The sequence below is a fragment of the Gordonia desulfuricans NBRC 100010 genome (assembly GCF_001485495.1).
GTDB lineage: Bacteria > Actinomycetota > Actinomycetes > Mycobacteriales > Mycobacteriaceae > Gordonia > Gordonia desulfuricans.
In genome coordinates, this window is record NZ_BCNF01000126.1 from 1 (window position 1) to 24,413 (window position 24,413).

Sequence of the window (24,413 nt, forward strand, 5' to 3'; positions counted from 1 at the left end):
TATCCGACGAGTGATGGTCCCCCAACTGGTGTGCCCGGGCCATCACCTCAGCAGGCTTCGCACCGGACAACACCTGCGCCAACAAGTCGCCTTCGAGCTCGGCCCAGGTCTCGGCATCCGGAGCCTCCCCTGCACGCAAGCCGATCTGGTTGAGCCCACGCACGATCGCATCCACATGCTCACCCGAGATCGCCCCGTCAGCAGCATGTTTCAGCGTGCGTTCCACCACCGCCGACGTCCCGATACGCTGCATCCGCGCAGCAACGGCGGGCGCCAGCCCCATCTCGATCAGCAACGCGATCGGTTTGTGCCCGTGATTCTGTGCGACCCCCAGCCTGTCGAGATGTCCGGCCCCGGCCGCGGTCAACGCATCCACGACATTCCTGATGGTGACCAGTGTCCGCATGTCCGTGAACACGTCCGGCCCGGTCGGATCGTCGTCGAAACGACAATCGATGAGTGCGTCGAGAATGGTCTCCAGTTCCCCCTGCATGTGTTCCATTGTAGCGAATGCATGTGCGAGTATCAGACGAATTGCCAAGCAGAACAATATTTGTGGATAAGTTGTGAAAGCTGTTCACCCTGGGGGTTCGGGTTCACCCGTGGGGTTGTCGGTTGTGGTTGCGGACATCGGTCTCGAACGTGACGGGGAGACGAGACGGACGCCCTCGCCGTGGCGAGGACGTCCGCGTCGATCAGATCGGGGCGCATCGGCCCCCGTTTCTCATCCCTGCGCCTGCGCTCCGGAGATCGCCGACTCGACGAGGTTGCTCTTGGCCAGTGCCGCACCGGAATTGACGGCGTCGAGCCACTCGCCGGTGGTGGCGACGGCGGCGAAGTTCGAGTGGTAGAGCACCATCAGCGTGTTGTGGAGGACCTCGGCCGACACCTTGCCTGCGTCGTTGGCCAGATGGATCGCGCCGGTGGCGTCGGAGAGGATCTCCGCCGACAACCCGCGCACCTCCGCCTCGGCCGCCGTCGCCAGGTCGCAGTTGTTGGTCATGTATCCGACCACCGTGATGGTGTCGACGTTGTTCTGCGAAAGCCATTCGGCCACATCGGTTCCGCCGAAGACGGTACCGAACTGTTTGGTCGCCAGCTTCCACTCCGGACGCACCCGCCGTTCGATCTCCGGGTGCAGTTTCCAGCCGTGCGAGCCCTCGGCGTAGACCGGGGCCTCCGCCGGAAGCGTGTGCTGCAGGGCGACGATCGGCAGGCCCTGCTCGGTCGCGGTGTCGATGGCCCGGAGGATGTTGGCCAGCGAGTCGTCGACCGGCGGGTACTGGACCTGCATGGGCGGCTGGAAGTACTCGTTCTGGACGTCGACGATCACCAGTGCTCGGCGGGGTGCGGTCATCGGAGTTCCTTTCGGCAGGGGCTCGTCTTCGGGCCCGTGTGAGCAGTCTGCGGCGGTATCGTCGTCCCCAGAAGTGGCACGAATGCCGATTTCCGATGAGATTGCGCCACGGAGGTGAACCGATGCACATCGCGATCTATGTCTTCGACGGCGTCAGCATGTTTCACGTCGCCGCACCGCAGATGGTGTTCCGCGACGCCGCCGATCTCGCCCCCGACACCGGGGACTGGCGCATCACCCTGTGGTCGACGACGCCCGACGCCGTGTCCTTTGCCGAGGGGCACGGGCTCACCGGGGTGTCGGGACCCGAGGCGATCACCGACGCCGACATCCTGATCATCCCGTCGTGGCCCGACCACTGGCCCGAACCCGACGCCGATCTCACCGCGCTGATCTGCGCGGCCCATGCGCGCGGCGCCGTCGTCGCGGGTCTGTGTTTCGGCGCGGTGGCCGTCGCCGACACCGGCATCCTGGCCGGACGGAGTGCCGTAACCCATTGGTTGGCCACCGATCTCCTCGCCCGGCGCGGACGATGCGGCAGCGTCGACGACTCGGTGCTCTACATCGATCACGGCGATGTGATCACCTCCGCCGGGACCGTCTCGTCGATCGACGCGTGCCTGCACCTAATCCGGCGTCTCCGCGGGACCGACCTCGCGAACCGCGTCGCCCGCCGGATGGTGGTGGCCCCGCATCGCGACGGCGGGCAGGCGCAGTACATCGAGCGACCACTGCCCGAGACCGGGAACCCGACGTCGGTCAGTGCCGTGCTCGACTGGGCGCTCACCCACCTCGACGACGACCTCGGCGTCGACCGCCTGGCGGCGCGTGCCCAGATGAGCCGCCGAACGTTCCTCCGCCACTTCCGGGAGAACACCGGCACCACGCCGGCCCGCTGGGTAGTGCAGCAACGTCTCGAGGCTGCGCGCTCACTGCTCGAGACCACCGACCACGACCTCCGCCAGATCGCCCACACCTGCGGCTTCGCCAGTGAGGTGACGTTCCGGCAGAACTTCGTCGCACGATACGGGGTCGCGCCGTCGGCGTACCGACACCGATTCCAGCCCTGACCTGTGGATGGTCAGATCGCGGGTGACTTCCGGAGCCAAACTCTATAGTCTATGTTTCATAGAGAATGGGTCGGCCAGAAGACGCCCCAGGAACAGCCAGGAGGCTCCCATGCCCACACTGTCCACCGAGGAACAGGCGATCGTCGCGACCGTGCGCGACTTCGTGGACAAGCAGGTCCGTCCGGTCGTGCGCGAGCTCGAACACGCCAACACCTATCCCGAGGACCTCATCGAGACGATGAAGGAGATGGGCATCTACGGCCTGGCCATCCCCGAGCCGTACGGGTTCGCCCAGGTGTCGATGCCCTGCTACGCCCAGGTCACCGAGGAACTCGCCCGCGGTTGGATGAGTCTGGCCGGGGCGATGGGCGGCCACACCGTCGTCGCCAAGCTGATCCTGACCTTCGGTACCGAAGAGCAGAAGCAGAAGTATCTGCCCCGGATGGCCACCGGCGAACTGCGCGCCACCATGGCGCTGACCGAACCCGGCGGCGGCTCGGACCTGCAGAAAATGAAGACCCACGCACGTCGCGAGGGTGACGGGTACGTGATAAACGGGTCCAAGACCTGGATCTCCAATGCGCGCAAGTCCGGCCTGGTCGCGCTGATGTGCAAGACCGACCCCGCCGCCGAACCCGCCCACACGGGTGTGTCGATCCTGCTGGTCGAGAAGGTCCCCGGCTTCACCGTCTCGAAGGATCTCCCCAAACTCGGCTACAAGGGCGTGGAGAGCTGCGAGCTGAACTTCGTCGACGCCCGCGTCCCCGCCGACGCGGTGCTCGGCGGCACCGAGGGCAAGGGATTCGCCCAGATGATGAAGGGGCTGGAAACCGGCCGCATCCAGGTGGCCGCCCGCGCCACCGGCGTCGCCCGCGCGGCCTTCGACGACGCGCTGCGTTACGCCCAGGAACGGGAGAGCTTCGGCCGGCCGATCTGGCAGCACCAGGCGGTCGGCAACATGCTGGCCACCATGGGCACCAAACTCGCCGCCGCCCGCAGCCTGCTCCTGGACGCCGCCGCACGCCTGGACTCCGGTGAGCGCTGCGACATGGAGGCCGGCATGGCCAAACTGTTCGCCTCGGAGACCGCCATGGAGATCGCCCTCGACGCCGTCCGGATCCATGGCGGCTACGGATACTCCACCGAATACGATGTGGAACGGTACTTCCGCGATGCCCCGCTGATGATCGTCGGCGAAGGCACCAATGAGATCCAGCAGAACGTGATCGCCAAACAGCTCGTCAAGCGCGGCGGGCTCGATCTCTGAGAGGACTGTCGTGACGAACACCCCACCGACGCTGGGCGATCACATCGCCGGCTGGAACCCCGAACCCACCGTCGAGACCGACCGGCTCGATCCGGCGCAGGCCACCCGCCTCGCGCGCACCCTCGACCTCCCCGACACCTTCGCCGACGGTGACGCGCTGCCGCTGCCGTGGCACTGGATCTACTTCTCCGAGTGGCCGGCGACCGCCGCACTCGGGGCCGACGGCCATCCCGCCGAGGGGCATTCCCTGCCACCGATCCCCGACCGCCGACGGATGTTCGCCGGGTCGCGGATGACCTCCACCGCGCCGTTGCGCCTCGGTGTCCGAACCGAGAAGCGCTCGGCGATCACGAACATCGCCGAGAAGCACGGCCGTACCGGCGACCTGCTGTTCGTCACCGTCACCACCACCTATGTCCAGGACGGCACGACGCTGCTCTCCGAGGAGCAGGATCTGGTGTACCGCAGCGACTCCGGGCACACGACGACATTCGAGCGGCCGGCCGCCGAGCTCGCCCCGGCCACCGCTGCGTGGACTGCCGAGCCCGCCCCGGCGCCGCCGACCCTGTTCCGGTATTCGGCGCTGACCTCCAACTCCCACCGCATCCACTACGACCTGCCGTATGCGAGCGAGGTGGAGGGCTATCCCGATCTCGTCGTCCACGGACCGCTGCTGGCCACCTATCTGGCCGAGCTGGCTCGCGCCAACAACGGCGGGACGTCGTTGCGCACCTTCTCGTTTCGACTTCAACGTCCACTGTTCGCCGGCGATCGGTTCCGCGTCGAGGGCGCCCCGGGGGACGACGGCATCGTCACATTGCAGGTGATCACGGGCGACGGCACGGTGCACGTCTCCGGAAAGGGAGAGTTCTGATGACCACGACGGCTGCGCCCACCGCGCAGATCCTTTCCACCGCACGGACATTCCTGTTCGTTCCGGGCAACCGGCCGGAACGGTTCGACAAGGCCGCCGGCGCCGGTGCCGACGTGGTGATCATCGACCTCGAGGACGCCGTCTCCCCCGACGACAAGCCGGCCGCCCGTGCGCACATCGCCGAGTGGTTCGGTGCAGGCAATTCCGCGGTGATCCGGATCAACGCCGCCGGAACCCCGTGGCATGACGACGATGTCGCTCTTGCGCAACGGCTCTCGGCGCCGGTGGTGCTGGCCAAGGCCCAGTTCCCCGACGAGGTGGCCGCGGTGGCGGCCGCCACCGGTGCGCCGGTGATCCCGCTGGTCGAGACCGCACGCGGAATCCTCACCACCCCGGCCATCGCCGACCTCGACGGTGTGGTGCGCATCGCCTTCGGTGCGATCGACTTCGCCGTGCAGGTGGGAGCCGACCCGGAAGACCGTGAGGCACTGCTGTTCGCACGGTCGACCCTGGCCACGGCATCGGCCGCGGCCGGGATCGGTGCGCCTGTCGACGGGGTCACCACCGCGTTGCGCGACACCGACAAACTCGTCGACGACGTGACCTATGCCGCCCGGATCGGGTTGACCGGCAAACTGTGCATCCATCCGGCGCAGGTCGCCACCGTACACACCTGCCTGGCCCCATCCGAGGAGGAGATCGCCTGGGCGCGTTCGATTCTGGACGCGGCATCGTCGGACTCGTCGGCGGTGGCGGTCGACGGACACATGGTGGATTCGCCGGTCGTCGCACGCGCCGAGCGGATCGTCGCCGCGATCACCTCAGCGTAGCCGGACCGATCACTTCCCAGTCGTCGTGCTTGGGCTCGATCAGGTCGCCGGAGGAACGTCCCCGTGCGTGCCTGATCACCCAGGGCAGCAGGTGATTACATCCGAAGGTGACGGCATCCCATGGCCGGGGCGACGCCTCGGCAGGCGGATGGGTCACGTCCGAGGTCACCTCGAGCACCGTGGCGAGCACCTCGGCGGCGACCCGGCGGTGCCCCTGCGGATTCAGGTGGATCCGATCCGACGACCAGTAGCCCGGATGGGCAAGCGCGGTGGTGTTGAACAGGTCCACGAAGGTCACGTCATGGCGCTGTGCCAGGTCGGCGAGTACCGCCGTGTACTGCGCGCCGCGGACACCGACAGCCGACCCGAACGGCAACCGCGACGACGGGTCGGGCCCACTGAGCAGCACCAGCCGCACCCCGGCCGCGGCACAGGCGCCGATCGCCTCCTCGGTCCGCTCACCGAGCGTGCCGACGTCGAAGTTCGGGCGGAGCATGTCGTTGCCGCCACCGTTGAACGTGACGAGCGTCGGCGGCGGGTCGAGGTTCAGCACGGTCGGCAGCTGGTCGTCGACGATGGGATCCAGCAGCCGTCCCCGGATCGCGACGTTGGCATAGCCGATCGGTGTGCGGAGCGTGTTCGCGATCCCCTCCGCCACGAGATCGGCCCAGCCCCGCATCTGGCCGTTCGGTCGCGGGTCGCCGACACCCTCGGTGAAGCTGTCGCCGACAGCGGCGTAGCGGAACGGCACGGTCTCCGCGACCGGCGACGTGTCCGCCACCGGTCGTCCTGATCGATCACGCATCGACTCTCCCTCGGGATCGGTGGCGGTAGAACGTATTCCGGCGTTCGGGCCGGCTCCTCGGTCGCCCACGGTCAGGCCGCATCCGCGATCGCGGCCTCGAACCAGTTGGAGAACTCGCACGCCAGATGCCAGCGGTGGCCACGGACCACGCTGCCGGGCACGGTCAGCGGGAACTCCACCAGGACCCGTGCGTGGACGCCGTCGGAAGTGTCGCGGAACTGGTGGCGGACACCTCCGATGGCCGTACCGTCCGATCCGCGGGCGACACCGTCGAGCCGGTCCGGGAACTGCACGTCGACAGGTGTGGTGAGCGAGGAGACATCGTCGTAGTCGATGTCGAACAACGCCGCGAACGGGCTGCCGCCGTTGGTCTCGAGCACCTGCTGGGTGCCGTTGTACATCCGCAGCACGAAGTGGTCGGGGCAGGCCCGCAGCAGCGCCGCCTCGTCGGAGGCGATGGTGATCGCGGTGAACCACTCGGTGAACTGGTGCGCCGAGCCGCCCGGCACGAACAGCTCGGTGACACTCCGGCGCCGACGGCCCGAGATCTTCGCCAGTCGCCCCATCGCGTCGGCGATGGTGGTGTCACGACCGAGGCGCCGCAGCAGTTCGTCGCTGCCGAGTTCCTGTTTGGTGTGCAGCCAGGCTTCGCGCCGCTCGGCGATGGGCGCCGGGGCCGGGGCACCGACGCCAACTTTTCCGGCCGCGGCGTCGATACGCTCGTCCTCCCAGGCGAGCACATCGGCTCGCGGGAACATCTCGCGGCCGATCTTGGCGACGATTGCCAACTCCGGGACTGACATATCCATACCTAACGCTAGGTCGCCTTTCGTTAATGGACGGTAGCCCAGGTCCCGAGAGTCGTCAACGGGCGTGCCGACGTCGGGCGCGACCGGCACCCTGCGATGCTGGTGATCGTGCCGGAGCCCAATCCCCCCTCCTCCACCGCGGCGTCCGGGCCTGCATCATCCGGGCCTGCATCACCGGCTCCGCCCCGGCGGCGCCCGGGCGGACGGTCGGCGCGGGTGCAGGACGCCGTCGCCACGGCCGCACTGGACCAGCTGCTCGAGCACGGACTCCCGGGCCTGACCATCCGCGGCGTCGCCCAGGCCGCGGGGGTCGCGGAGACCACCGTCTACCGGCGATGGCCGAGTACCAATCACCTCGCCGCCGCCGCGCTGCTGAAGCTCGCCGACGACGACAACCCGCTACCCGACACCGGGTCACTCGAGAACGACCTGCGAGAGCTCCTCGAACAGGTCGTCGCGCTGCTGAGCCGCCGCGAGGTGATGCGGGTGGTCCGCGGTGCGGCCGCGATGGACGACGACGACCCCACCGTCGCCGCCGCCAAGGACGCCTTCTTCTCCCGGCGGTTCGCCAACTCCACCCTGATCGTCAAGCGGGCGATCGCACGGGGCGAGCTCCCCGCCGGCACCGATGCGTTCAGACTGATCGAAACCCTGGTGGCGCCCGCCTATCTCCGCGCGATCCTCGTGGATCGCCCGCTCGACGACGAACTCGTCGACACCTGCGTGCGATTCGCGATCGCCGGTGCACGCGCCGAGCCCGGAACGGTGAACCCGCCCCAGCCCTGATGCAGATTCTCCGCCTGCCCCTACTCCCCGCGACGATGCTCGGCGAGGAGTTGCCCGGCCTTGCGGACGTGATCGGTCATCGAGCCACGGGCGCCGTCGGGATCCCGGACCCGCAGGCTGTCGAGGATGGCACGATGATCGTGCGCCGACGCCTCCGGCCATCCCTGCACCGAGGCGAAGAACCGTCGCGGCGCATAACCCAACGAGGACTTGATCATCCACGACAGCTTGGGGGAACCGGCGGCCCGATAGATGGTGCGGTGGAACTCGTGGTTGAGCCGTTCCACCTCGTCGCCGTCGGCAGCTGCGGCCGCGGTCTCGAGTTGTTCCTGAAGCTGCTCGAGTCGCGCGAGATCGTCGTCGGAGAGCCGGGGCGTGGCGCGTGCGGTGAGTTCCCCGGCGAGCAGTGCCTGCCCGGCGAAGACGTCCTCGATGTCGTCCCCGCTCAGCGGTGCCACCACGAATCCACGACGCGGTTCCACCCGCAGCAGTCCCTCGCTCTGCAACGAGAGCAGCCCCTCGCGCGACGGTGTCGCCGACACCCCGAGTTCGTCGGCCACGTTCTCCGGGCGGATGAACTCCCCCGGCTTCAGCTGCCCGGACACGATCAGCTCGCGGACGTACTCCGACACCTCGTCGGACAGCCGTGGGCGTCGTCGGACGGTGCGCGGCGCCCGCGCCCCGGACTTGCGGACCATAGTCTATAGAGTAGTGCAGGGCCTACAGTGAACACCGATGACCACACACCGACTTCCCGAGGCCGAGGAGCCCGGGCGTCGGGAACCCGTCGAGCAACGCGGCATGTTCGCATCGTTCCGGGTCCGTAACTATCGCCTCTATTTCGCCGGTCAGACACTCTCACTGGTCGGCACCTGGATGCAGGCGACCGCGCAGGCATGGCTGGTCCTCACCCTCAGCGACTCCGCGGCGGTCCTCGGCCTGATCGTCGCCCTGCAGGCGCTGCCCATCCTGCTCTTCGGCCCATACGCCGGAGTCCTCGCCGACCGCCTCGATCGCCGGCGCACGATGATCGTGCTGCAGTCGGCGATGGGCGTGCTGGCGGTGATCCTGGCCGTCCTGGCACTCGGCGGCTGGGTACAGGTCTGGCATGTCGGTGTCCTCGCCGTCCTCCTCGGACTCGGCAACGCCTTCGAGAATCCCGCCCGGCAGGCCTTTCTGCACCAGATCGTCGGCAACGACCTGATCCGCAACGCCGTCACGCTCAACTCCGTCATGGTCAACGCCGCCCGCGCGGTGGGCCCGGCCGTCGCCGGCGTGGTGCTCGCCGCGGTCGGCGCCGGCTGGTGCTTCGCGATCAACGCGGCCAGCTTCGTCGCCGTCGTCATCTCCCTGGTGAGTCTGCGGACCGACGAGATCACCCCGGAGACACCGATCACCCGAGCCCGCGGACAACTTCGTGAGGGTTTCGCCTACGTCGCGCGGGAACCGCTGCTGTGGGTGCCGCTGGCGATGATGGGCGTGGTGGGCACCCTGGCCTACGAGTTCCAGGTGTCACTGCCCGCCGCCGCCAAGGACGCCTTCGACGGCGGACCCCAGGCATTCGGGTTCATGACCGCGTCGATGGGGGTCGGCGCGGTGGTCGGCGGACTGATCGTCGCCGCCCGCGGCACCATCGGATTGCGCACACTCACCCTCGCCGCGGTGGGCTTCGGCATCACCATCACGATCACCGCCGTCGTCCCCGAGCTGTGGATGGCGATCGTGGCACTGTTCTTCACCGGCTGGCTCAGCGTGTCGTTCCTCTCCACCGGCAACGCCACCCTGCAACTCAACTCCGAACCACAGATGCGGGGACGGGTGATGGCACTGTGGTCGGTGGCGTTCATGGGGTCGACGCCGATCGGTGGTCCCATCATCGGCTGGATCTCCGAGGCGGCCGGGGCCCGCATCGGCCTCGCGGTTGGAGCCGCGGCCTGTTTCGTGGCCGCCGTGGTGGGTCTGATCGGGTGGCGCGCCACCGCCCGACGACGCCCCGTCGCACGCCTGCAGGCCACCGACGACGTCCGAGGAGACCCCCGATGAACCCCTCGACGGGGCCTGTCTGATTTCAGGGCTCACAGGAATGCGGAGTAGCCTGCCTACCCGAACCCGCGCGGCACCATATCGCGCCGGAACACACCGGACGGAGGAAGACCGATCGTCACCGAACAGCCCTCGGCCGGTACATCGTCACCGCAGGCACCGAAATCGTTGGATACACCCGAACAGGACATGACGCACGCCACCGCGGCGGACGCCACCCCGGCGCCACCGGCGAAGAAGAAGGACAAGCACCTCTACCAGATCGACCTCGTCCGGTTGGTCACCTTCGGTGGGGTCATCCTCGACCACGTGATGCTCAGCGTCACCGCCCCCACCAACGTGGCCGCGGGCGCGATCGAGATGTTCCTGCGCTACACCCGGTACGGGTTCTTCGCGCTCACCGGCTTCGTCCTGACCTACCAGTACCGCAAGCGCGACCTCAAGGCGACCGAGTTCTGGCGCCGACGCTACAAGCTGATCGGCCTGCCGTTCGTCACCTGGAGCCTGTTCTACTGGTTCTACACGCGGTACAAGTTCGGCGGCGTCGACGCGATCACCAACGCGTGGAACAGCTTCGACGCGGTGGAACGCTCGGTCAAGAGCATCGTCTACGACCTGATCACCGGTCACGCCGCCTACCACCTGTACTTCTTGTCGGTGAGCATGCAGATCTATCTGGTGTTCCCGCTGGTGCTGTGGGTGCTCAAGCGGACGTGGGGCCACCACCGGTATCTGCTCGCGATCAGCTTCATCATCCAGATGACGGTGATGTACATGATGGTGCGGCCGCCGCTGTCGTTCCTCACCTGGGGCATCCAGGGAGAGATCTGGAGCCACCTGGTCGTCACGATCATCCCGTACCAGTTCTTCATCTTCGCCGGCTGTGTGGCGGCCATGCACTTCGAGGCATTCCAGGGATTCATCAAGCGCTGGCGCTGGCAGCTGATCGCCGGCGGCCTGGTGGTCATGCTCGCGACCTGGCTGTACTACCTGTACACCGTCGACCAGGGCGAGGACCTGTTCCGCGCGACCAACGTGTTCATGCTCCACAACATGTGGGCCTTCATCGCGATCATCATCATCCTGTACGCGCTGGGCACCATCTGGCAGGAACGTCGTACCCCCGGGTCGATCCCCGACCGCCTGATGCGGACCGCATCGGACCGTTCGTTCGGCATCTACCTGGCGCATGCACTGGCGTTGTACGCGCTGCTGCCCCAGGTCGCCACCACCTCGCTACCCGCCGTGCCGCGTGTGATCATCGCCTACCTGGCGACCGTGGCGCTCACCGTGTTCATCGTCGAGACCCTGCGTCGCAGCCCGATCAGCCTGATCACGACCGGACGCAACCGCATCGACTGGCGCATACAGAACGCCGGGCGGTCGACCGCCGTCGGCCTGATGGGCATCGTCATCGGCGTGATCGTGCGCCTCGGCTTCGAGATGTGGGCCGGCAACCTGATCGCCGCCACCGGCGCCTTCCTGGTGTTCTCGATGGCGCTCGTCTACTGGCGCCAGGTGCGCGAGGGCAAGGTCGCCGAAGAGACCGTGTGACCGTGGTCGGGTGCCGGGTCTGATCCGGCACCCGGCGTATCCCGCCTGGGGTCACCACTCGAACTCGGCCGGCGGAGATTTCGACACGCCTCGTCGCTACGCTCCTCGTCGGCTCAATCACCGGGGGTCACGCCACATCGCCAAGGTTGCCCATCGGCTCGATCATCGGGGTGTCACGCCACGTCACCAGCGCTGCTCATCGGCTCGAACACCGGGGCGCCACGCCTCGTCGCTACGCTCCTCGTCGGATCAATCACCGGAGCGTCCGTCGCTACGCTCCGTCTCAGCGCAGGGCGTCGATGACCAGACTCGCGACACCCGATTTGCCGGCGTCGTTCGGGTGATACGGGATGGGTAGCTCGAAGCCGTTGAGCCACGGGTCGGACGCGCACACGGTGTGTCCGGTCGCGGCGGGTGCGGTGCGCACCAACTGCGATCCCGATGACTCGGCCGCACGCGCGGTGGCCGCGGCGAGTTCGTCGTACACGCGGACGGTGGCGGCGAGTTCCTCCGGCTTCAACGGCAGCAGCGGGCACGCGCGCTCGCCGGCGAGGACAACCGGCGGGTAGTCGACGAACACGACGCGCGCATGCGGGGCGCGCGCCTTGACCGCCAGCGCCGTCTCGTACATCGCCCACTCGGCCTCGGCGAAGCGCTCCGGGCCCGGTTCGGCGATCGGATGACCGAGCGCGCAGGTGCGGGCGGCGACCTCCTTGGCCACCGCCGGTGTCACGTTGCGGCAGCTCATCGCGAGCAGACGCTGCACATAGCCGACGTCGTTGCCGCCGGTGGTGATGGTGACCAGCGATGTGTCGGGGGTGACGGCGTCGATCTGCGGTCGTGCGGTGAATCGTTGGGGTACCGACAGGATGTTGCGTGTGGTGGCACCCGAACAGGTCGCGTCGATCAGCGTCATGCCCAGTGCGCCGGCCACCTGGTGCGGGTAGTTGTCGGAGGTGCGCAGGCATCGGTTCGACAGCGACTCCGGTCCGTCCGGACCGGCCGCGTACGAACTGCCCAGTGCCACATACTTCGCCGGGGCCGGCGCCGGTGTGGTCGGCAGGTCGTCGTGCTGGGACGCGGCGACGGTGGACACCGGACCGGCGACGGCATGCTGCACGCTCGCACTCCCCGGGAGTACGACGACGGCCGCGACGGCCAAAGCAGCGAGGGCCGTCGCGCCACGGTAGAAGAGTGCGCGCGACATAACCGTCCCAGTCTCACATATCCGGATGCCCCGAGGGCGGATCCGTGGTGTCGGGTCCACCACGTGTTGGCTCCAGCTCCACTCCGAAGATCTCGGGCAGGTCGGCTGAGACGGTGTCGGTGAACACCGGGTCGCGCTTGTCGAGGAACGCCGTCACCCCCTCGGCCACGTCGGGCATGGTGCCGCGGAAGTAGATCGCCGCCGAGTCGGCACGGTGTGCGTCCCACGGGCTCGGCGCTCCGGCCATCTGCCACAACAGTTGTCGGGTCAGCGCCACCGACACCGCAGCGGTCCCGCGGGTCATCTCACGGGCGGTCGCGATCGCCGTCGGCAGCACCTGCTCGGGCGGCACCACCTGCTGCACCAGTCCCGCCTCGAGTGCCTCCGACGCCGGGACCATCTGTCCGCCCATCGTCCAGCGCAGCGCTGTCGGCAGCCCGACCAGACGCGGCAGGAACCAGCTCGAGCAGGCCGCGGGGACCAGTCCCCGGCGGGTGAAGACGAAGCCGAATCGGGCGTTCTCGGAGGCGATCCGGGCATCGGCGGGCAGGGTCATGGTGACACCGACACCAGCCGACGGACCGTTGATCGCCATCACCACCGGTTTGAGGGATTCGAAGATGCGCAGGGTCAGGCGGCCACCCTCGTCGCGCGGCACACCACCATCGGAGTCGAGCTCGAAGGTGGACGCGCCGGCACCCAGGTCGGCACCGGCACAGAATGCTCGTCCGGCCCCGGTGAACACCACGGCGCGCACCGCGTCGTCGGCGTCGATCTCGTCGAGTGCGGTGCGGATCTCCGCACCCATCTCGGTGGTGAAGGCGTTGAGCCGATCCGGGCGGTTCAGGGTGATGATCGCGATCTCGTCGTCACGGTCGACGCTGATGACCCGTCCGGTGTCTGCCATCGATGCTCCTCTGCCACAAGCGGTTCTCGGACTCGATGGTAACCACCGTCACATCCGCCCCGATCATCGCGGCAACCCGGCAACCCGACGTCCGGCACCGACCGGGCGCGGAGATCGGCAGACCCTTTCCACACCGAGACGCCCGCCGCATCCGGGTGGATGCGGCGGGCGTCGTCGGGTCAATCAGGTTGTCCGTCAGCCCACGTCGGCGCTGCCGTCACCGGCCTTGCTGAGCTCGACCGGTGCGTCGGGCACCTCGCGCGGCTTCTCCGAGCCGACGAAGGTGAACTTGGCGCCGTCACCGTCGCCCTCGCCGTCCCAGTCCTCGACGTCGACCAGCACGATCTGACCGGGGGTCAGCTCGTTGAACAGGATCTTCTCGGAGAGCTGATCCTCGATCTCACGCTGGATGGTGCGACGCAGCGGACGGGCGCCGAGCACCGGATCGAAGCCGCGCCGCGCGAGCAGCGCCTTGGCCTTCTCGGTGAGCTCGATGTCCATGTCCTTGTTCTTCAACTGCTTCTCGACACGGGCGATCATCAGATCGACCATCTCGATGATCTCGTCCTTCGTGAGCTGGTGGAACACGATGACGTCGTCGATACGGTTGAGGAACTCGGGCCGGAAGTGCTTCTTGAGCTCGTCGTTGACCTTGAGCTTCATCCGCTCGTAGTTCGACTGCGTGTCGTCGCCCTTGCTGAAGCCCAGTCCCACGGCCTTCGAGATGTCGGAGGTACCGAGGTTCGAGGTGAAGATCAGGACGGTGTTCTTGAAGTCCACCGTGCGGCCCTGACCGTCGGTCAGGCGACCGTCCTCGAGGACCTGCAACAGGGTGTTGTAGATCTCCGAGTGGGCCTTCTCGATCTCGTCGAACAGCACCACCGAGAACGGCTTGCGGCGCACCTTCTCGGTGAGCTGGCCGCCCTCTTCGTAACCGACGTACCCGGGAGGGGCACCGAACAGACGCGACGCGGTGAAGCGGTCGTGGAACTCGCCCATGTCGATCTGGATGAGCGCGTCGTCCTCGCCGAACAGGAAGTTGGCGAGTGCCTTGGACAGCTCGGTCTTACCGACACCGGACGGGCCGGCGAAGATGAACGAGCCGGACGGGCGACGCGGGTCCTTCAGACCGGCGCGGGTGCGGCGGATGGCCTTGGAGACGGCCTTGACCGCGTCCTCCTGGCCGATGATCCGCTTGTGCAGCTCCTCCTCCATACGGAGCAGACGGGTGGTCTCCTCCTCGGTGAGCTTGAACACGGGGATACCGGTCCAGTTGCCGAGCACCTCGGCGATCTGCTCGTCGTCGACCTCGGCCACGATGTCCAGATCACCACTGCGCCACTGCTTTTCACGCTCAGCGCGCTCGGCGACGAGCTGCTTCTCCTTGTCGCGCAGCCCGGCGGCCTTCTCGAAGTCCTGCGCGTCTATCGCGGACTCCTTCTCCTTGCGGGCGTCGGCGATCCGCTCGTCGAACTCGCGCAGGTCTGGCGGCGCGGTCATCCGGCGGATGCGCATGCGCGCGCCGGCCTCGTCGATCAGGTCGATCGCCTTGTCCGGCAGGAACCGGTCGTTGATGTAGCGGTCGGCGAGGGTGGCCGCCGCGACGAGTGCACCGTCGGTGATGGACACGCGGTGGTGGCTCTCGTACCGGTCGCGCAGACCCTTGAGGATCTCGATGGTGTGCTCCACCGACGGCTCGCCCACCTGCACCGGCTGGAAGCGTCGCTCGAGGGCGGCGTCCTTCTCGATGTACTTGCGGTACTCGTCGAGGGTGGTGGCACCGATGGTCTGCAGCTCGCCACGGGCCAGCTTCGGCTTGAGGATGCTCGCGGCGTCGATCGCGCCCTCGGCGGCACCTGCGCCGACGAGCGTGTGCAGCTCGTCGATGAACAGGATGATGTCGCCGCGGGTGTTGATCTCCTTGAGCACCTTCTTCAGGCGCTCCTCGAAGTCACCGCGGTAGCGGCTGCCCGCGACCAGTGAACCGAGGTCGAGGGTGTAGAGCTGCTTGTCCTTGAGCGTCTCGGGGACCTGGCCGTTGACGATGGCCTGTGCGAGGCCCTCGACGACGGCGGTCTTGCCGACGCCCGGCTCACCGATCAGCACCGGGTTGTTCTTGGTGCGTCGAGACAGCACCTGCATGACCCGTTCGATCTCTTTTTCCCGGCCGATGACCGGGTCGAGTTTGCCCTCGGCCGCGGCGGCGGTCAGATTTCTGCCGAACTGGTCGAGGACCAGCGAGGTCGACGGGGTGCCCGCCTCGGTGGAGCGGCCACCGGTGCCGGCCTCCTGCGGCTCCTTGCCCTGGTACCCCGACAGCAGCTGGATGACCTGCTGGCGGACCCGGTTGAGGTCGGCGCCGAGCTTGACCAGCACCTGTGCGGCCACGCCCTCGCCCTCGCGGATGAGGCCGAGCAGGATGTGCTCGGTGCCGATGTAGTTGTGGCCGAGCTGCAGCGCCTCGCGCAGCGACAGCTCGAGGACCTTCTTGGCCCGAGGGGTGAACGGGATGTGCCCGCTCGGTGCCTGCTGGCCCTGACCGATGATCTCCTCGACCTGGCTGCGAACGCCTTCCAGGGAGATGCCGAGCGACTCGAGTGCCTTCGCGGCGACACCCTCACCCTCGTGGATCAGGCCGAGCAGGATGTGCTCGGTGCCGATGTAGTTGTGGTTGAGCATCCGCGCCTCTTCTTGGGCGAGCACGACAACCCGTCGAGCGCGGTCGGTGAACCGTTCGAACATTGTTCTCCCTCATTTCGCTGTCGCCCAGGTCGTCATGCTCTCCCGGTACCCCGGGAACCGGACCACGATGGCGACCATCGTGGCGGTGTCGGGTACACGACGACCGTCCTGCTTCCACTCTAGTGGTCGCATGGAGTGCACCTACAGTTAACGCCCGCCCCGGTTGTGGGTGAATCGGGGGACGTTCGGGCATCGAGATGTACAACAGCCCAGCGTCCGGGCCTGTTCCGGGTTCGCTACGCCGTGAGCGAACGGGCACGTCGGGGGCCGCAGGACCCTGTTTTCGCGTCGTCCACCGGCAGGATGGGTCGATTCGTGGACTTCTGCGCGAACCGTCCGTAGCTTTCGTGACGAGCGTTCGTCAGTGACCGGGATCAGACCATCGGAGTCCACCATGGGTTCACCACTCGTCGCCCACCTTCGGTCCGGGACCGTCGAGTACCGCGTCACCGGCCCCGAGTCGTCGCCGCACCCGCCGGTGCTGTTCGTGCACGGCGTGGCGGTCGACGGACGGATGTGGGAACCGGTCGCCGCCCTGCTCGCCGCCGCCGGATATCGCAGCGTGCTCCCGACCCTGCCGCTCGGCGCCCACCACATCCCGTGGGGTCCGGCGCACGACCGCTCCCCGCGCGGGGCGGCGGCACTCGTGCGCGAGCTGGTCACCGAACTCGGACTCACCGACGCCACCCTCGTCGGCTGTGACACCGGTGGCGCCATCTGCCAGTTCGCCCTCGACGCCGACCCGGACTTCGTCGGCCGGGTGGTGTTCACCAACTGCGACGCCTTCGACCAGTTCCCGCCGCAGCCGTTCCGGCTGATCTTCGCCCTGCTCCGTCGACGGCGGCTGCTCCGTCCGCTGATCGCCGGCCCATGCAGGTGCGCGCCCTGCGCCACTCCCCGATCTGCCTGGGTCTGCTCGTGACGAACCCCGACGCCGAGTACACCCGCTCGGTGTTCGAGCCGCTGCGCACCGACCCCGCGATCCGCGACGACTTCGTCGCCTTCCTCGACGCGATCGACCGCACCGAACTGGCCGGCACCACTCCCCGGCTGTCCCGGCTGACCATCCCGGTGTCGGTGGTGTGGGGCGCCGACGACAAGGCCTTCCGGCCGGCGCTGGGCCGTCGCCTCGCCGCCGTCTTCAGCCAGGCGACGTTCACCGCGGTGCGCGGCGCGCGCACCTTTGTCGCACTCGATCGGCCGCAGGCCGTCGTCGACGCCGTCGTGGCCGGTGCCTAGACCCGCCGATCCCGAACCCGGCCGGCGGCGGCGCCGAAATATTTTCTGCCCGACCCGCGTCGGGTTCCCGCGTCCGGGAACGACGATGAAGGTGTGAGCGGCCTAGAATCCGAAGGCACCGAGACCCGCGGCACGGGGGACGCCCCCGTGGGCCGCGGTGCGGGGGCTCGTGGCGGACAGGCCTTGTTGGATGTCTACGACGACGCCCTGCCCGCGGTGTTCGGCTATGTGTACCGCCGCTGTCCGGATCGTCGGGTCGCCGAGGACGTGACCTCGGAGACGTTCCTCGCCGCCCTGGACACGGTGCGGCGTGATCCGACCCTCACCCCCGGTGTCGCGTGGTTGATCGGGGTGGCCCGACACAAACTCGCCGACCACTGGCGCCGGGTCCAGCGCACCCCGGAACCGGTCGACGAACTCCCCGACCCACCGCCGGACGGTGACGAGTGGGACATCCACCTCGACCGGATACTCGCCCACCACACCCTCGCGCAGCTCACGCCCGTCCATCGGGCGGTGCTGACCCTGCGCTACGTCGACGATCTGCCGGTCGCCGAGTGCGCCGCCGCACTCGACCGCGGGGTGGGGGCCACCGAGGCACTGCTCACCCGGGCCAAGCGGGCCTTCCGCGCGGCCTACCCCGATCGGTCGGTCGGGATCGGCCGGGAAGGAAGTCGCGCATGAACCCGCACGACCGGACCGGCGCCGGTACACCGTACGACGCGTTCACCGCACTGCGCGCAACCGATTCCGCCGACCATCCCATCCCGCTGGCACCCGACCCCGACTTCGCCCGCCGACTGCGCGAGCGACTCGAACGCGGCGCCCGGCTACCCGAAGGAGTCATCGTGGACACCACCGCCCTCGAACACGAACTGTCCAGCACCGCAACCGAACCCGCTGCCACCACCCCGGTGGTCGAGCGGCCCGGCGCACTGCCGTATCTGGCCGTCGCCGACGGCCGGGCGGCGATCGACTGGTATGTCACCCACCTCGGCGCGCACCTGCGAGGTGATCCGATCCTGATGGACGACAACCGGATCGGCCATGCCGAACTCGAGATGGGCGGTGGTGTGGTCTATCTCGCGCAGGAGTTCCCGGACATGGGTCTGCGCGCTCCGGCACCGGGGCATGTGTCGGTGAGTCTGATGCTGGCGGTCGACGACACCGACTCGGCCCTCGACCGCGCACGCCGCGGCGATGCCATCGTCAGCCGTGAACCCTACGAGGCGCACGGCACCCGGACCGCGGTGATCGTCGACCCGTTCGGGCACCGGTGGATGCTCACCGGACCGATGCTGTCGGCCGCACCCGATCCGGATCGAATCCATGTGGGCGACATCGGATTCGTCTCCGTCCAGACCCACGACGTCACGCGGGCGGCACGCTTCTACGGCGCGGTCCTCGGGTGGGAGTTCGACGCCGGTACGCGGCGGGTGACCAATGCGGCGCATCCGCTGGCCATCGTCCACACCGACGGCCCGCAGACGGTGTTCTGCGCCTATGCCGTCGACGATCTCGACGCCGCACGCACCGCCGTCGAACGGGCCGGAGGGCGTGCCGTCGACGATCCGCACGGACTCGACGCGATCGACGATCAGGGCGTCGAATTCGCCGTCTACACACCGGAACCCGGTGACGAGCGGCCCGAGCAGCATCCCCGTGACGTCGGCGGCCTGTCGTATCTGACGGTGCACACCCCCGACTCGGCACGGTTGCGCGCGTTCTATCGGGCGGTGCTCGGCTGGACGTTCCGCCCGGGCCGGATCGAGGACGGCTGGGAGGTCGACGACGTGCATCCGCAGATCGGGATCGCCGGCGGCGCAGACGAATCGGTGGCGGTGCCGATGTGGAATGTCACCGACGTCGACACCGCGGTCGAGCGGGTTCGCGCCGCGGGCGGGACCGTGATCGACGAGCCGTCACGCCAACCCTACGGGGCGACCGCACTGTGTGCCGACGACCAGGGCGCCCGGTTCTACCTGGGCCAGCTGTTCTGACGACCCGCCGCCGACCCTAGGGACGATCCCCGCGCGCGTCGTACTCCCGGCGCGCGTGGGAGACGTCGTCGACGCGCCCCTCGACGAGTTCGATGATGGCGGTCAGCCGTCCGGCCACGTCGGCGCCGAGGTCGGTGAGCGAGTACTCCACCTTGGGCGGGATGGACTGCAACACGGTTCGGGTCACGAATCCGTCGCGTTCGAGGGTGTGCAGGGTCTGCGACAGCATGCGCTCACTGACACCGTCGACCCGTCGCCGCAGCGCACTGAAACGCAGTTCTCCCTCGGCCAGGGCGGCCAGGGCCAGTAGGCCCCACCGGCTCGTGACGTTCTGCAGGACATCACGAGAGGCACAGTTGCGGGCGAAGACGTCGGCCTCGAGGGTGTCGGCGAACTCCGGCGTCAGACCATCGCCGGATTCGGGCGACGCGGGTTCGGAAGACGAGAACTCGGCGGACATGCCCGGATTCTATGCCACCTCTGGCCGCAGTGCTACTGATTCCGGGTGTACAGCATCGTGATGGTTGCACTATACGAATAGTAAGTGAATGATTGCCGGGTAGCCGATTGTCGGCCCCACCGTTCGAGGAGGACACCATGACCACCTACGCCGTCACCGGAGCCACCGGAGCACTCGGCGGACTCGCCGTCGACGCCCTGATCGACCGCGGGGTCGCACCCGCCGACATCGTCGCCGTCGTCCGCAACACGGCGAAGGCACAGTCCCTGCAGAGCGCAGGCGTCACCGTCCGCGTCGCCGACTACACCGACCCGGCCGCCCTCCAGACCGCGCTGACCGGCGTCGATCGCCTCCTGCTGGTGTCGAGCTCGGAGGTCGGACAGCGTCTTCCGCAGCATCGCAACGTCATCGACGCGGCCGTCACCGCCGGTGTGGGCCTGATCGCCTACACCAGTCTGCTGCGCGCCGACTCCACCCCGCTGGCACTGCGCGAGGAGCACCTGGGCACCGAGAAGGCGCTCGCCGCGTCGGGCATACCCACCGTCCTGCTGCGCAACGGCTGGTACTGGGAGAACTTCCTGTCCGGAGCGCAGGCCGCACTCGAGAGCGGGGTGCTCTACGGCGCGGGCGGTGACGGCAAGATCGCCGGCGCCGCGCGGGCCGACTATGCCGGGGCCGCCGCAGCCGCACTGGTGACCGCGACCGGCGGCGAGGTCTACGAGCTCGCCGGGTCCGAGCACCTCGACTATGCGGCGATCGCCGCCGCGATCACCGAGGCCACCGGCACTGCCGTGGCCTACCAGAACCTCACCGAGGCCGACTACGCCGCCGCGCTGGAGAAGTCCGGCATCCCGGCACAGTTCGCCGGATTCCTGGCCGGCACCGACACCGGGATCACCCAGGGCGCCCTCGACTCCGAGTCGACCGCCCTGCAGACCCTGCTCGGCCGCCCGTCGACGCCGCTCGTCGAGGTCCTGCGCACCGCACTCGCCTGATCGTCCCGACCCCCGGCCGCCGTCGTCGGAGAGCAACCCTCTCCGACGGCGGCGGCCGTCCGTCATGGGTCGGCGGCAGGTCGCACACCCGAAACGGCCGATCCCTTTGATTGACTGATGGCCATGCCCACCCGGTCCGGCCGCGTCCGATCCAGCCTCCGCAGTCTCCGCGCACGCGTGCCCTTCGGGATCGGCACCGTGGCGCTCGTCCTCGCGGCCGCCCTGATCGCGACCGCAGGCGGGGTGCTGGCGATCGGTAGCCCCGACCGCCCGTCGTCGGGATACACCGCCGGTCAGCTCCGCTCGTATCCGTCGACCCCCGACACCGCCTGGACGCTCTCGTCGCAGGACCTTCCCGACTACAGCTCCGACGCCGGGATCGAGGTGGCCGGCACACATGGGGATCGGTGGCTGATCTCCTATCCGTCCGGGATCGGACGCGCCTACCTGCTGATCGAGCGCGGATCGGGTCATCCGATATGGAAGGCCCCGCTCAAGGTCGGCACCGGCAGTTGTGCGATCACCGCCGACGGCGTGGTCGGCTGCGCCGTCGACGTGACCGCGCTGCCCGATGCCTTCTATCTGGTCGACGACGACGGCACCCCCACCCGTCCGACCCCACTCGACGACACCCATTCGGTGGTCGGCGTCGGATCGTCGTTCCTGCGGATCAACCAGTCCGGGTACCGGGTCACGATGCGCACCGTCGACGGCGACGAGGTGTGGTCCCGCTCGTTCGCGGCCACGGCATCGGCGCAGGTCACCGACAACGGACTCCTGCAGATCTCGACCAACGACGCCACCGAGTTCCTCGTCGACCCGGCCACCGGACGCGACCTGCTGCACTGCTCACAGTGTTCGATCACCACCTATCCGACCGGTATCGCGGTCTCCCACGACGGACTCGACACCCGGGGGGTGGACACCTACGCGGTGAGCGACGGCACGCTGTCGCCGGAACCGACGGCACGGTCGGCGGGGCTGCGGGTGGTGCCGGGTGCGTCCACGCTGCCGGTGCTCACCGCGACCGGACAGGCACAGATGGAGGCCACCCAGGGCGAGTACGAGATCCGTGATCCCGCGCAGGGCCGCGCGCTCTGGCAGATCACCGATCCCGAGCTGTCGAAGGCCAACACCCGCCCGTGCGGCGCCTATGTCGCCTTCGCGCTCAAGGACCGGTCGCGGGCGGTGTACGCGCTCGCCGACGGCAGCCATCTCGGCAACCTGCCCGAACCCGACATCGAGTCACCGGACACCAACATCGACCAGTTGCGTTGTGTGGGGTCCACCGGCGGCTTGCTCGTCTTCGCGAACGGCGGACAGATCACGGCCTTCGATCCCGCGCGGGGCTCGGTCGCATGGGCGGAGCCGATCCTCGGCCGCGCCCGCGTCGTCGACGGGTTCGTCGTCCTCGAGCAGGGCACCACGCTGAGCATGCTGCGGCCGCACTGATCTGACCGATTCGAGCAGTTCAGAGGTACCGCAGTACCACCATGTGGCCGGTCTCACAGTCACTGGACCGGCATCACCGATGACCTGCGATGCCGCAGCGACCACTCATCTGGCTCCCAGGATTCGATAACGCCGCGATAACGGAACGGCAACGTTCACGTGTACCGTCGCCTGCGGTCCAGGTGCGCACCCATGTCCGACGCGCATCCACTCCGAGTTCCAGACATTGAGGTCGTTTCGTTGGGTAAGCATTCCAAACCCCGCATCCCGCTGCTGCAGCGCTCCCACCGCCCGCTGGCGGCCACCGCGCTGGTCCCGCTCGTCGGCGTCGTCGCCGCGGCCGCAGCAGCCACCACCGATGACGGTGCCGGACCGAGCGTCGCCGCTCCCGCCGCCACTTCGTCGGTCACCGCCCAGCCGGTCGCACAGTCGTCCTCGTCGACGCCGGCCCCGGCATCGCCCACGGCGGTGATCCCGTCCCCGGTCGCACAGACCCAGACATCCGCTCCGCCGGCCGCAGACCCGCTCCCGGCGAGCGTCACCGACGGCGACGTACCGGCGATCAACTACCGCGCCTACCGGGCGGCCGCCGACACCATCGCGCGCACCCAACCGACGTGCGGGATCGACTGGAAGCTCGTCGCCGGGATCGGCCGGGTGGAGTCCCACCATGCCAACAACGGTGACATCGCCGCGAACGGCGAGCTGAAGACCCCGATCTTCGGCCCCACCCTGGACGGCTCGCTGGCCGGCAACCAGGTGATCACCGACACCGACGGTGGCGCACTCGACGGCGACTCGGTGCACGACCGCGCCGTCGGCCCGATGCAGTTCATCCCGTCCACGTGGAAGAAGTACGCCGCCGACGGCAACGGGGACGGTGTGGCCGATCCGCAGAACATCTTCGACGCCGCACTCACCACCGCGCGCTACCTGTGCGACGGCCATCTGGACCTGCGGAATGTGGCGTCCCAGACCACCGCGGTGCTGCGCTACAACAACTCCATGACCTATGTGTCCGACGTTCTCGGCTACGCTCGCGGGTACTGAGCTCGACGGCGGGCGGCATCGTGTTCGGTGATCGACAGGCACGTCGGAGCCGCTAAGGTTGCCCAGGAGTTCATTATCGTGAACTACTTGAGGCCTCAACGGATCGGAGACACATGCGACGCCTTCTGCGGATCGCGATCCCACTCATCGGGTTGGCAGCACTGCTCATCCCGACCGGCACCGCCCAGGCCGCACCGCGCCTGGCGGTCGGCGGCGGCAGTGCCATCGTGATCGACGGCAAGGGTGCCTGCACCATGACCTCCGTCGGGCACGACCGCGCCGGACGCTTCGTCGGCATCACCGCGGGACACTGCGGCAACATCGGCTCACGCATCCAGCTCGAGAACAAGACCAGTGCCGGCACCATCGGCCGGGTCGTCGCCGTCGACAAGTCCGTCGACTACGCCGTGATCGCACTCGATTCGGCAAAGGTCTACGGGGCCCGCAACTTCGGCGGTTCGACGATCGCCCGCACCGGAGCCTTCCCGGGTCAGGGCGCCACCGTCTGCAAGTCGGGACGCACCACCGGCCACACCTGCGGCCCGGTGCTGAGCCAGACCCGCAACATCGGCTTCGGCTATGTCTGTGGCGCACCAGGCGATTCCGGTGCACCCGTGGTGCAGGGCAACCGCCTCGTCGGCATGCTGACCGGCGGCCAGTACGTCCGCATCCCGCTGACCAACTCCGAGATCGCCATCGCCTGCGCGCATCCCGCCATCCCGGTCTTCACCCCGATGGTCGCCACCAAGTGGGCCACCATCGCCGCCGCCCTCGACCGCAGCGGCGGCCCTGGCGCCGGGTTCCGCCCGATCTGACCAGACCCACCACAGCACATCAGCCGTGCGGATCTCCGTGATCCGCACGGCTTTTTGCATCGAGGGGTCCGGCGTTGGCATCTCCCCACCGGCCGAGCACACCAACGCGACCACCTCGCCGCTGGTCACCGCCCAAGGTAGGCTGCGGAGA

General features: G+C 68.4%; 23 protein-coding genes and 1 pseudogene. 15 read left to right on the forward strand and 9 right to left on the reverse strand.

Features of this window, described 5'->3' with window-relative positions; genetic code table 11:
• Together GD1_RS19225 and GD1_RS19230 are read right to left on the reverse strand one after the other, a co-directional pair.
• A pseudogene (locus GD1_RS19225) lies at window positions 1-493 on the reverse strand (HNH endonuclease); the annotation flags it as partial.
• A gap of 231 nt (window positions 494-724) precedes the next feature.
• Window positions 725-1,357, reverse strand: a complete 633-nt coding sequence (locus GD1_RS19230) for an isochorismatase family protein (RefSeq protein ID WP_020793505.1) — start codon at window positions 1,355-1,357, stop codon at window positions 725-727.
• Window positions 1,358-1,479: 122 nt separating this feature from the next.
• Here GD1_RS19230 and GD1_RS19235 point away from each other — a divergent pair, with 122 nt between their 5' ends.
• From GD1_RS19235 to GD1_RS19250, 4 genes are all read left to right on the forward strand, one after another.
• On the forward strand, window positions 1,480-2,427 hold the full coding sequence (locus GD1_RS19235; protein WP_059039187.1) for a GlxA family transcriptional regulator: 948 nt from the start codon (window positions 1,480-1,482) through the stop codon (window positions 2,425-2,427).
• A 109-nt stretch (window positions 2,428-2,536) separates the two neighbouring features.
• The gene (locus tag GD1_RS19240) at window positions 2,537-3,694 is read left to right on the forward strand and encodes an acyl-CoA dehydrogenase family protein (RefSeq protein WP_059039188.1); all 1,158 of its coding nucleotides are present in this window, start codon (window positions 2,537-2,539) and stop codon (window positions 3,692-3,694) included.
• A 10-nt stretch (window positions 3,695-3,704) separates the two neighbouring features.
• Window positions 3,705-4,568 (forward strand): HTD2 family dehydratase, encoded by an 864-nt coding sequence (locus GD1_RS19245; protein WP_059039189.1) that lies wholly within the window; start codon window positions 3,705-3,707, stop codon window positions 4,566-4,568.
• Complete coding sequence (locus GD1_RS19250; RefSeq protein ID WP_059039190.1) at window positions 4,568-5,398, forward strand: HpcH/HpaI aldolase/citrate lyase family protein; 831 nt, start codon at window positions 4,568-4,570, stop codon at window positions 5,396-5,398. Before GD1_RS19245 ends, GD1_RS19250 begins: the two co-directional genes overlap by 1 nt.
• Here GD1_RS19250 and GD1_RS19255 read toward each other — a convergent pair.
• Window positions 5,385-6,203 carry an SGNH/GDSL hydrolase family protein gene (locus GD1_RS19255; protein WP_083534456.1) on the reverse strand — a complete coding sequence of 273 codons (819 nt, stop codon included), beginning with the start codon at window positions 6,201-6,203 and terminating at the stop codon, window positions 5,385-5,387. The genes GD1_RS19250 and GD1_RS19255 overlap by 14 nt on opposite strands.
• A gap of 71 nt (window positions 6,204-6,274) precedes the next feature.
• Window positions 6,275-7,012, reverse strand: coding sequence for a hypothetical protein (locus GD1_RS19260; RefSeq protein ID WP_238403588.1), 738 nt, complete (start codon window positions 7,010-7,012; stop codon window positions 6,275-6,277).
• A 216-nt stretch (window positions 7,013-7,228) separates the two neighbouring features.
• On the opposite strand from GD1_RS19260, the gene GD1_RS19265 reads away from it, so the two are divergent.
• Complete coding sequence (locus GD1_RS19265) at window positions 7,229-7,798, forward strand: TetR/AcrR family transcriptional regulator (protein WP_059039192.1); 570 nt, start codon at window positions 7,229-7,231, stop codon at window positions 7,796-7,798.
• A gap of 20 nt (window positions 7,799-7,818) precedes the next feature.
• On the opposite strand, the gene GD1_RS19270 is transcribed toward GD1_RS19265, so the two are convergent.
• Window positions 7,819-8,496 (reverse strand): GntR family transcriptional regulator, encoded by a 678-nt coding sequence (locus tag GD1_RS19270; RefSeq protein WP_059039193.1) that lies wholly within the window; start codon window positions 8,494-8,496, stop codon window positions 7,819-7,821.
• 37 nt (window positions 8,497-8,533) lie between these two features.
• Between GD1_RS19270 and GD1_RS19275 the strand changes: the two genes are divergently transcribed.
• Together GD1_RS19275 and GD1_RS19280 are read left to right on the forward strand one after the other, a co-directional pair.
• Window positions 8,534-9,841, forward strand: a complete 1,308-nt coding sequence (locus GD1_RS19275) for an MFS transporter (protein ID WP_059039194.1) — start codon at window positions 8,534-8,536, stop codon at window positions 9,839-9,841.
• Window positions 9,842-10,030: 189 nt separating this feature from the next.
• Window positions 10,031-11,395, forward strand: a complete 1,365-nt coding sequence (locus GD1_RS19280) for an acyltransferase family protein (RefSeq protein ID WP_059039195.1) — start codon at window positions 10,031-10,033, stop codon at window positions 11,393-11,395.
• 283 nt (window positions 11,396-11,678) lie between these two features.
• Here the strand turns inward: GD1_RS19280 and GD1_RS19285 are convergent, their stop codons facing one another.
• From GD1_RS19285 to GD1_RS19295, 3 genes are all read right to left on the reverse strand, one after another.
• A complete protein-coding gene (locus GD1_RS19285) occupies window positions 11,679-12,602 on the reverse strand; it encodes an SGNH/GDSL hydrolase family protein (RefSeq protein ID WP_059039196.1) in 924 nt (307 codons plus the stop codon).
• A gap of 13 nt (window positions 12,603-12,615) precedes the next feature.
• Window positions 12,616-13,509: an enoyl-CoA hydratase-related protein gene (locus GD1_RS19290; RefSeq protein ID WP_083534461.1), complete on the reverse strand. Its 894-nt coding sequence runs from the start codon at window positions 13,507-13,509 to the stop codon at window positions 12,616-12,618.
• A gap of 195 nt (window positions 13,510-13,704) precedes the next feature.
• Entirely contained in the window at window positions 13,705-16,251 is a 2,547-nt protein-coding gene (locus GD1_RS19295) for an ATP-dependent Clp protease ATP-binding subunit (RefSeq protein WP_020791520.1), read from the reverse strand.
• Between the two features lie 394 nt (window positions 16,252-16,645).
• Between GD1_RS19295 and GD1_RS25695 the strand changes: the two genes are divergently transcribed.
• The 4 genes from GD1_RS25695 to GD1_RS19310 all read left to right on the forward strand — a co-directional run bounded on the left by GD1_RS25695 (window position 16,646) and on the right by GD1_RS19310 (window position 19,490).
• Entirely contained in the window at window positions 16,646-17,173 is a 528-nt protein-coding gene (locus tag GD1_RS25695) for an alpha/beta fold hydrolase (protein ID WP_307190359.1), read from the forward strand.
• Window positions 17,170-17,490, forward strand: a complete 321-nt coding sequence (locus GD1_RS25700) for an alpha/beta fold hydrolase (protein ID WP_307190360.1) — start codon at window positions 17,170-17,172, stop codon at window positions 17,488-17,490. Before GD1_RS25695 ends, GD1_RS25700 begins: the two co-directional genes overlap by 4 nt.
• A gap of 147 nt (window positions 17,491-17,637) precedes the next feature.
• Window positions 17,638-18,174, forward strand: a complete 537-nt coding sequence (locus GD1_RS19305; RefSeq protein ID WP_059039203.1) for an RNA polymerase sigma factor — start codon at window positions 17,638-17,640, stop codon at window positions 18,172-18,174.
• On the forward strand, window positions 18,171-19,490 hold the full coding sequence (locus tag GD1_RS19310; protein ID WP_059039197.1) for a VOC family protein: 1,320 nt from the start codon (window positions 18,171-18,173) through the stop codon (window positions 19,488-19,490). The genes GD1_RS19305 and GD1_RS19310 overlap by 4 nt, the downstream gene beginning before the upstream one ends.
• Before the next feature lie 16 nt (window positions 19,491-19,506).
• On the opposite strand, the gene GD1_RS19315 is transcribed toward GD1_RS19310, so the two are convergent.
• Window positions 19,507-19,950 carry a winged helix-turn-helix transcriptional regulator gene (locus tag GD1_RS19315; protein ID WP_083534466.1) on the reverse strand — a complete coding sequence of 148 codons (444 nt, stop codon included), beginning with the start codon at window positions 19,948-19,950 and terminating at the stop codon, window positions 19,507-19,509.
• Window positions 19,951-20,087: 137 nt separating this feature from the next.
• Here GD1_RS19315 and GD1_RS19320 point away from each other — a divergent pair, with 137 nt between their 5' ends.
• The 4 genes from GD1_RS19320 to GD1_RS19335 all read left to right on the forward strand — a co-directional run bounded on the left by GD1_RS19320 (window position 20,088) and on the right by GD1_RS19335 (window position 24,262).
• Window positions 20,088-20,945, forward strand: coding sequence for an NmrA family NAD(P)-binding protein (locus tag GD1_RS19320; RefSeq protein WP_059039198.1), 858 nt, complete (start codon window positions 20,088-20,090; stop codon window positions 20,943-20,945).
• A gap of 123 nt (window positions 20,946-21,068) precedes the next feature.
• On the forward strand, window positions 21,069-22,397 hold the full coding sequence (locus tag GD1_RS19325; RefSeq protein WP_157079555.1) for a hypothetical protein: 1,329 nt from the start codon (window positions 21,069-21,071) through the stop codon (window positions 22,395-22,397).
• A gap of 240 nt (window positions 22,398-22,637) precedes the next feature.
• Window positions 22,638-23,447, forward strand: a complete 810-nt coding sequence (locus tag GD1_RS19330; RefSeq protein ID WP_059039200.1) for a lytic transglycosylase domain-containing protein — start codon at window positions 22,638-22,640, stop codon at window positions 23,445-23,447.
• 113 nt (window positions 23,448-23,560) lie between these two features.
• Window positions 23,561-24,262 carry a S1 family peptidase gene (locus GD1_RS19335; protein ID WP_059039201.1) on the forward strand — a complete coding sequence of 234 codons (702 nt, stop codon included), beginning with the start codon at window positions 23,561-23,563 and terminating at the stop codon, window positions 24,260-24,262.
• Window positions 24,263-24,413 lie beyond the last annotated feature (151 nt).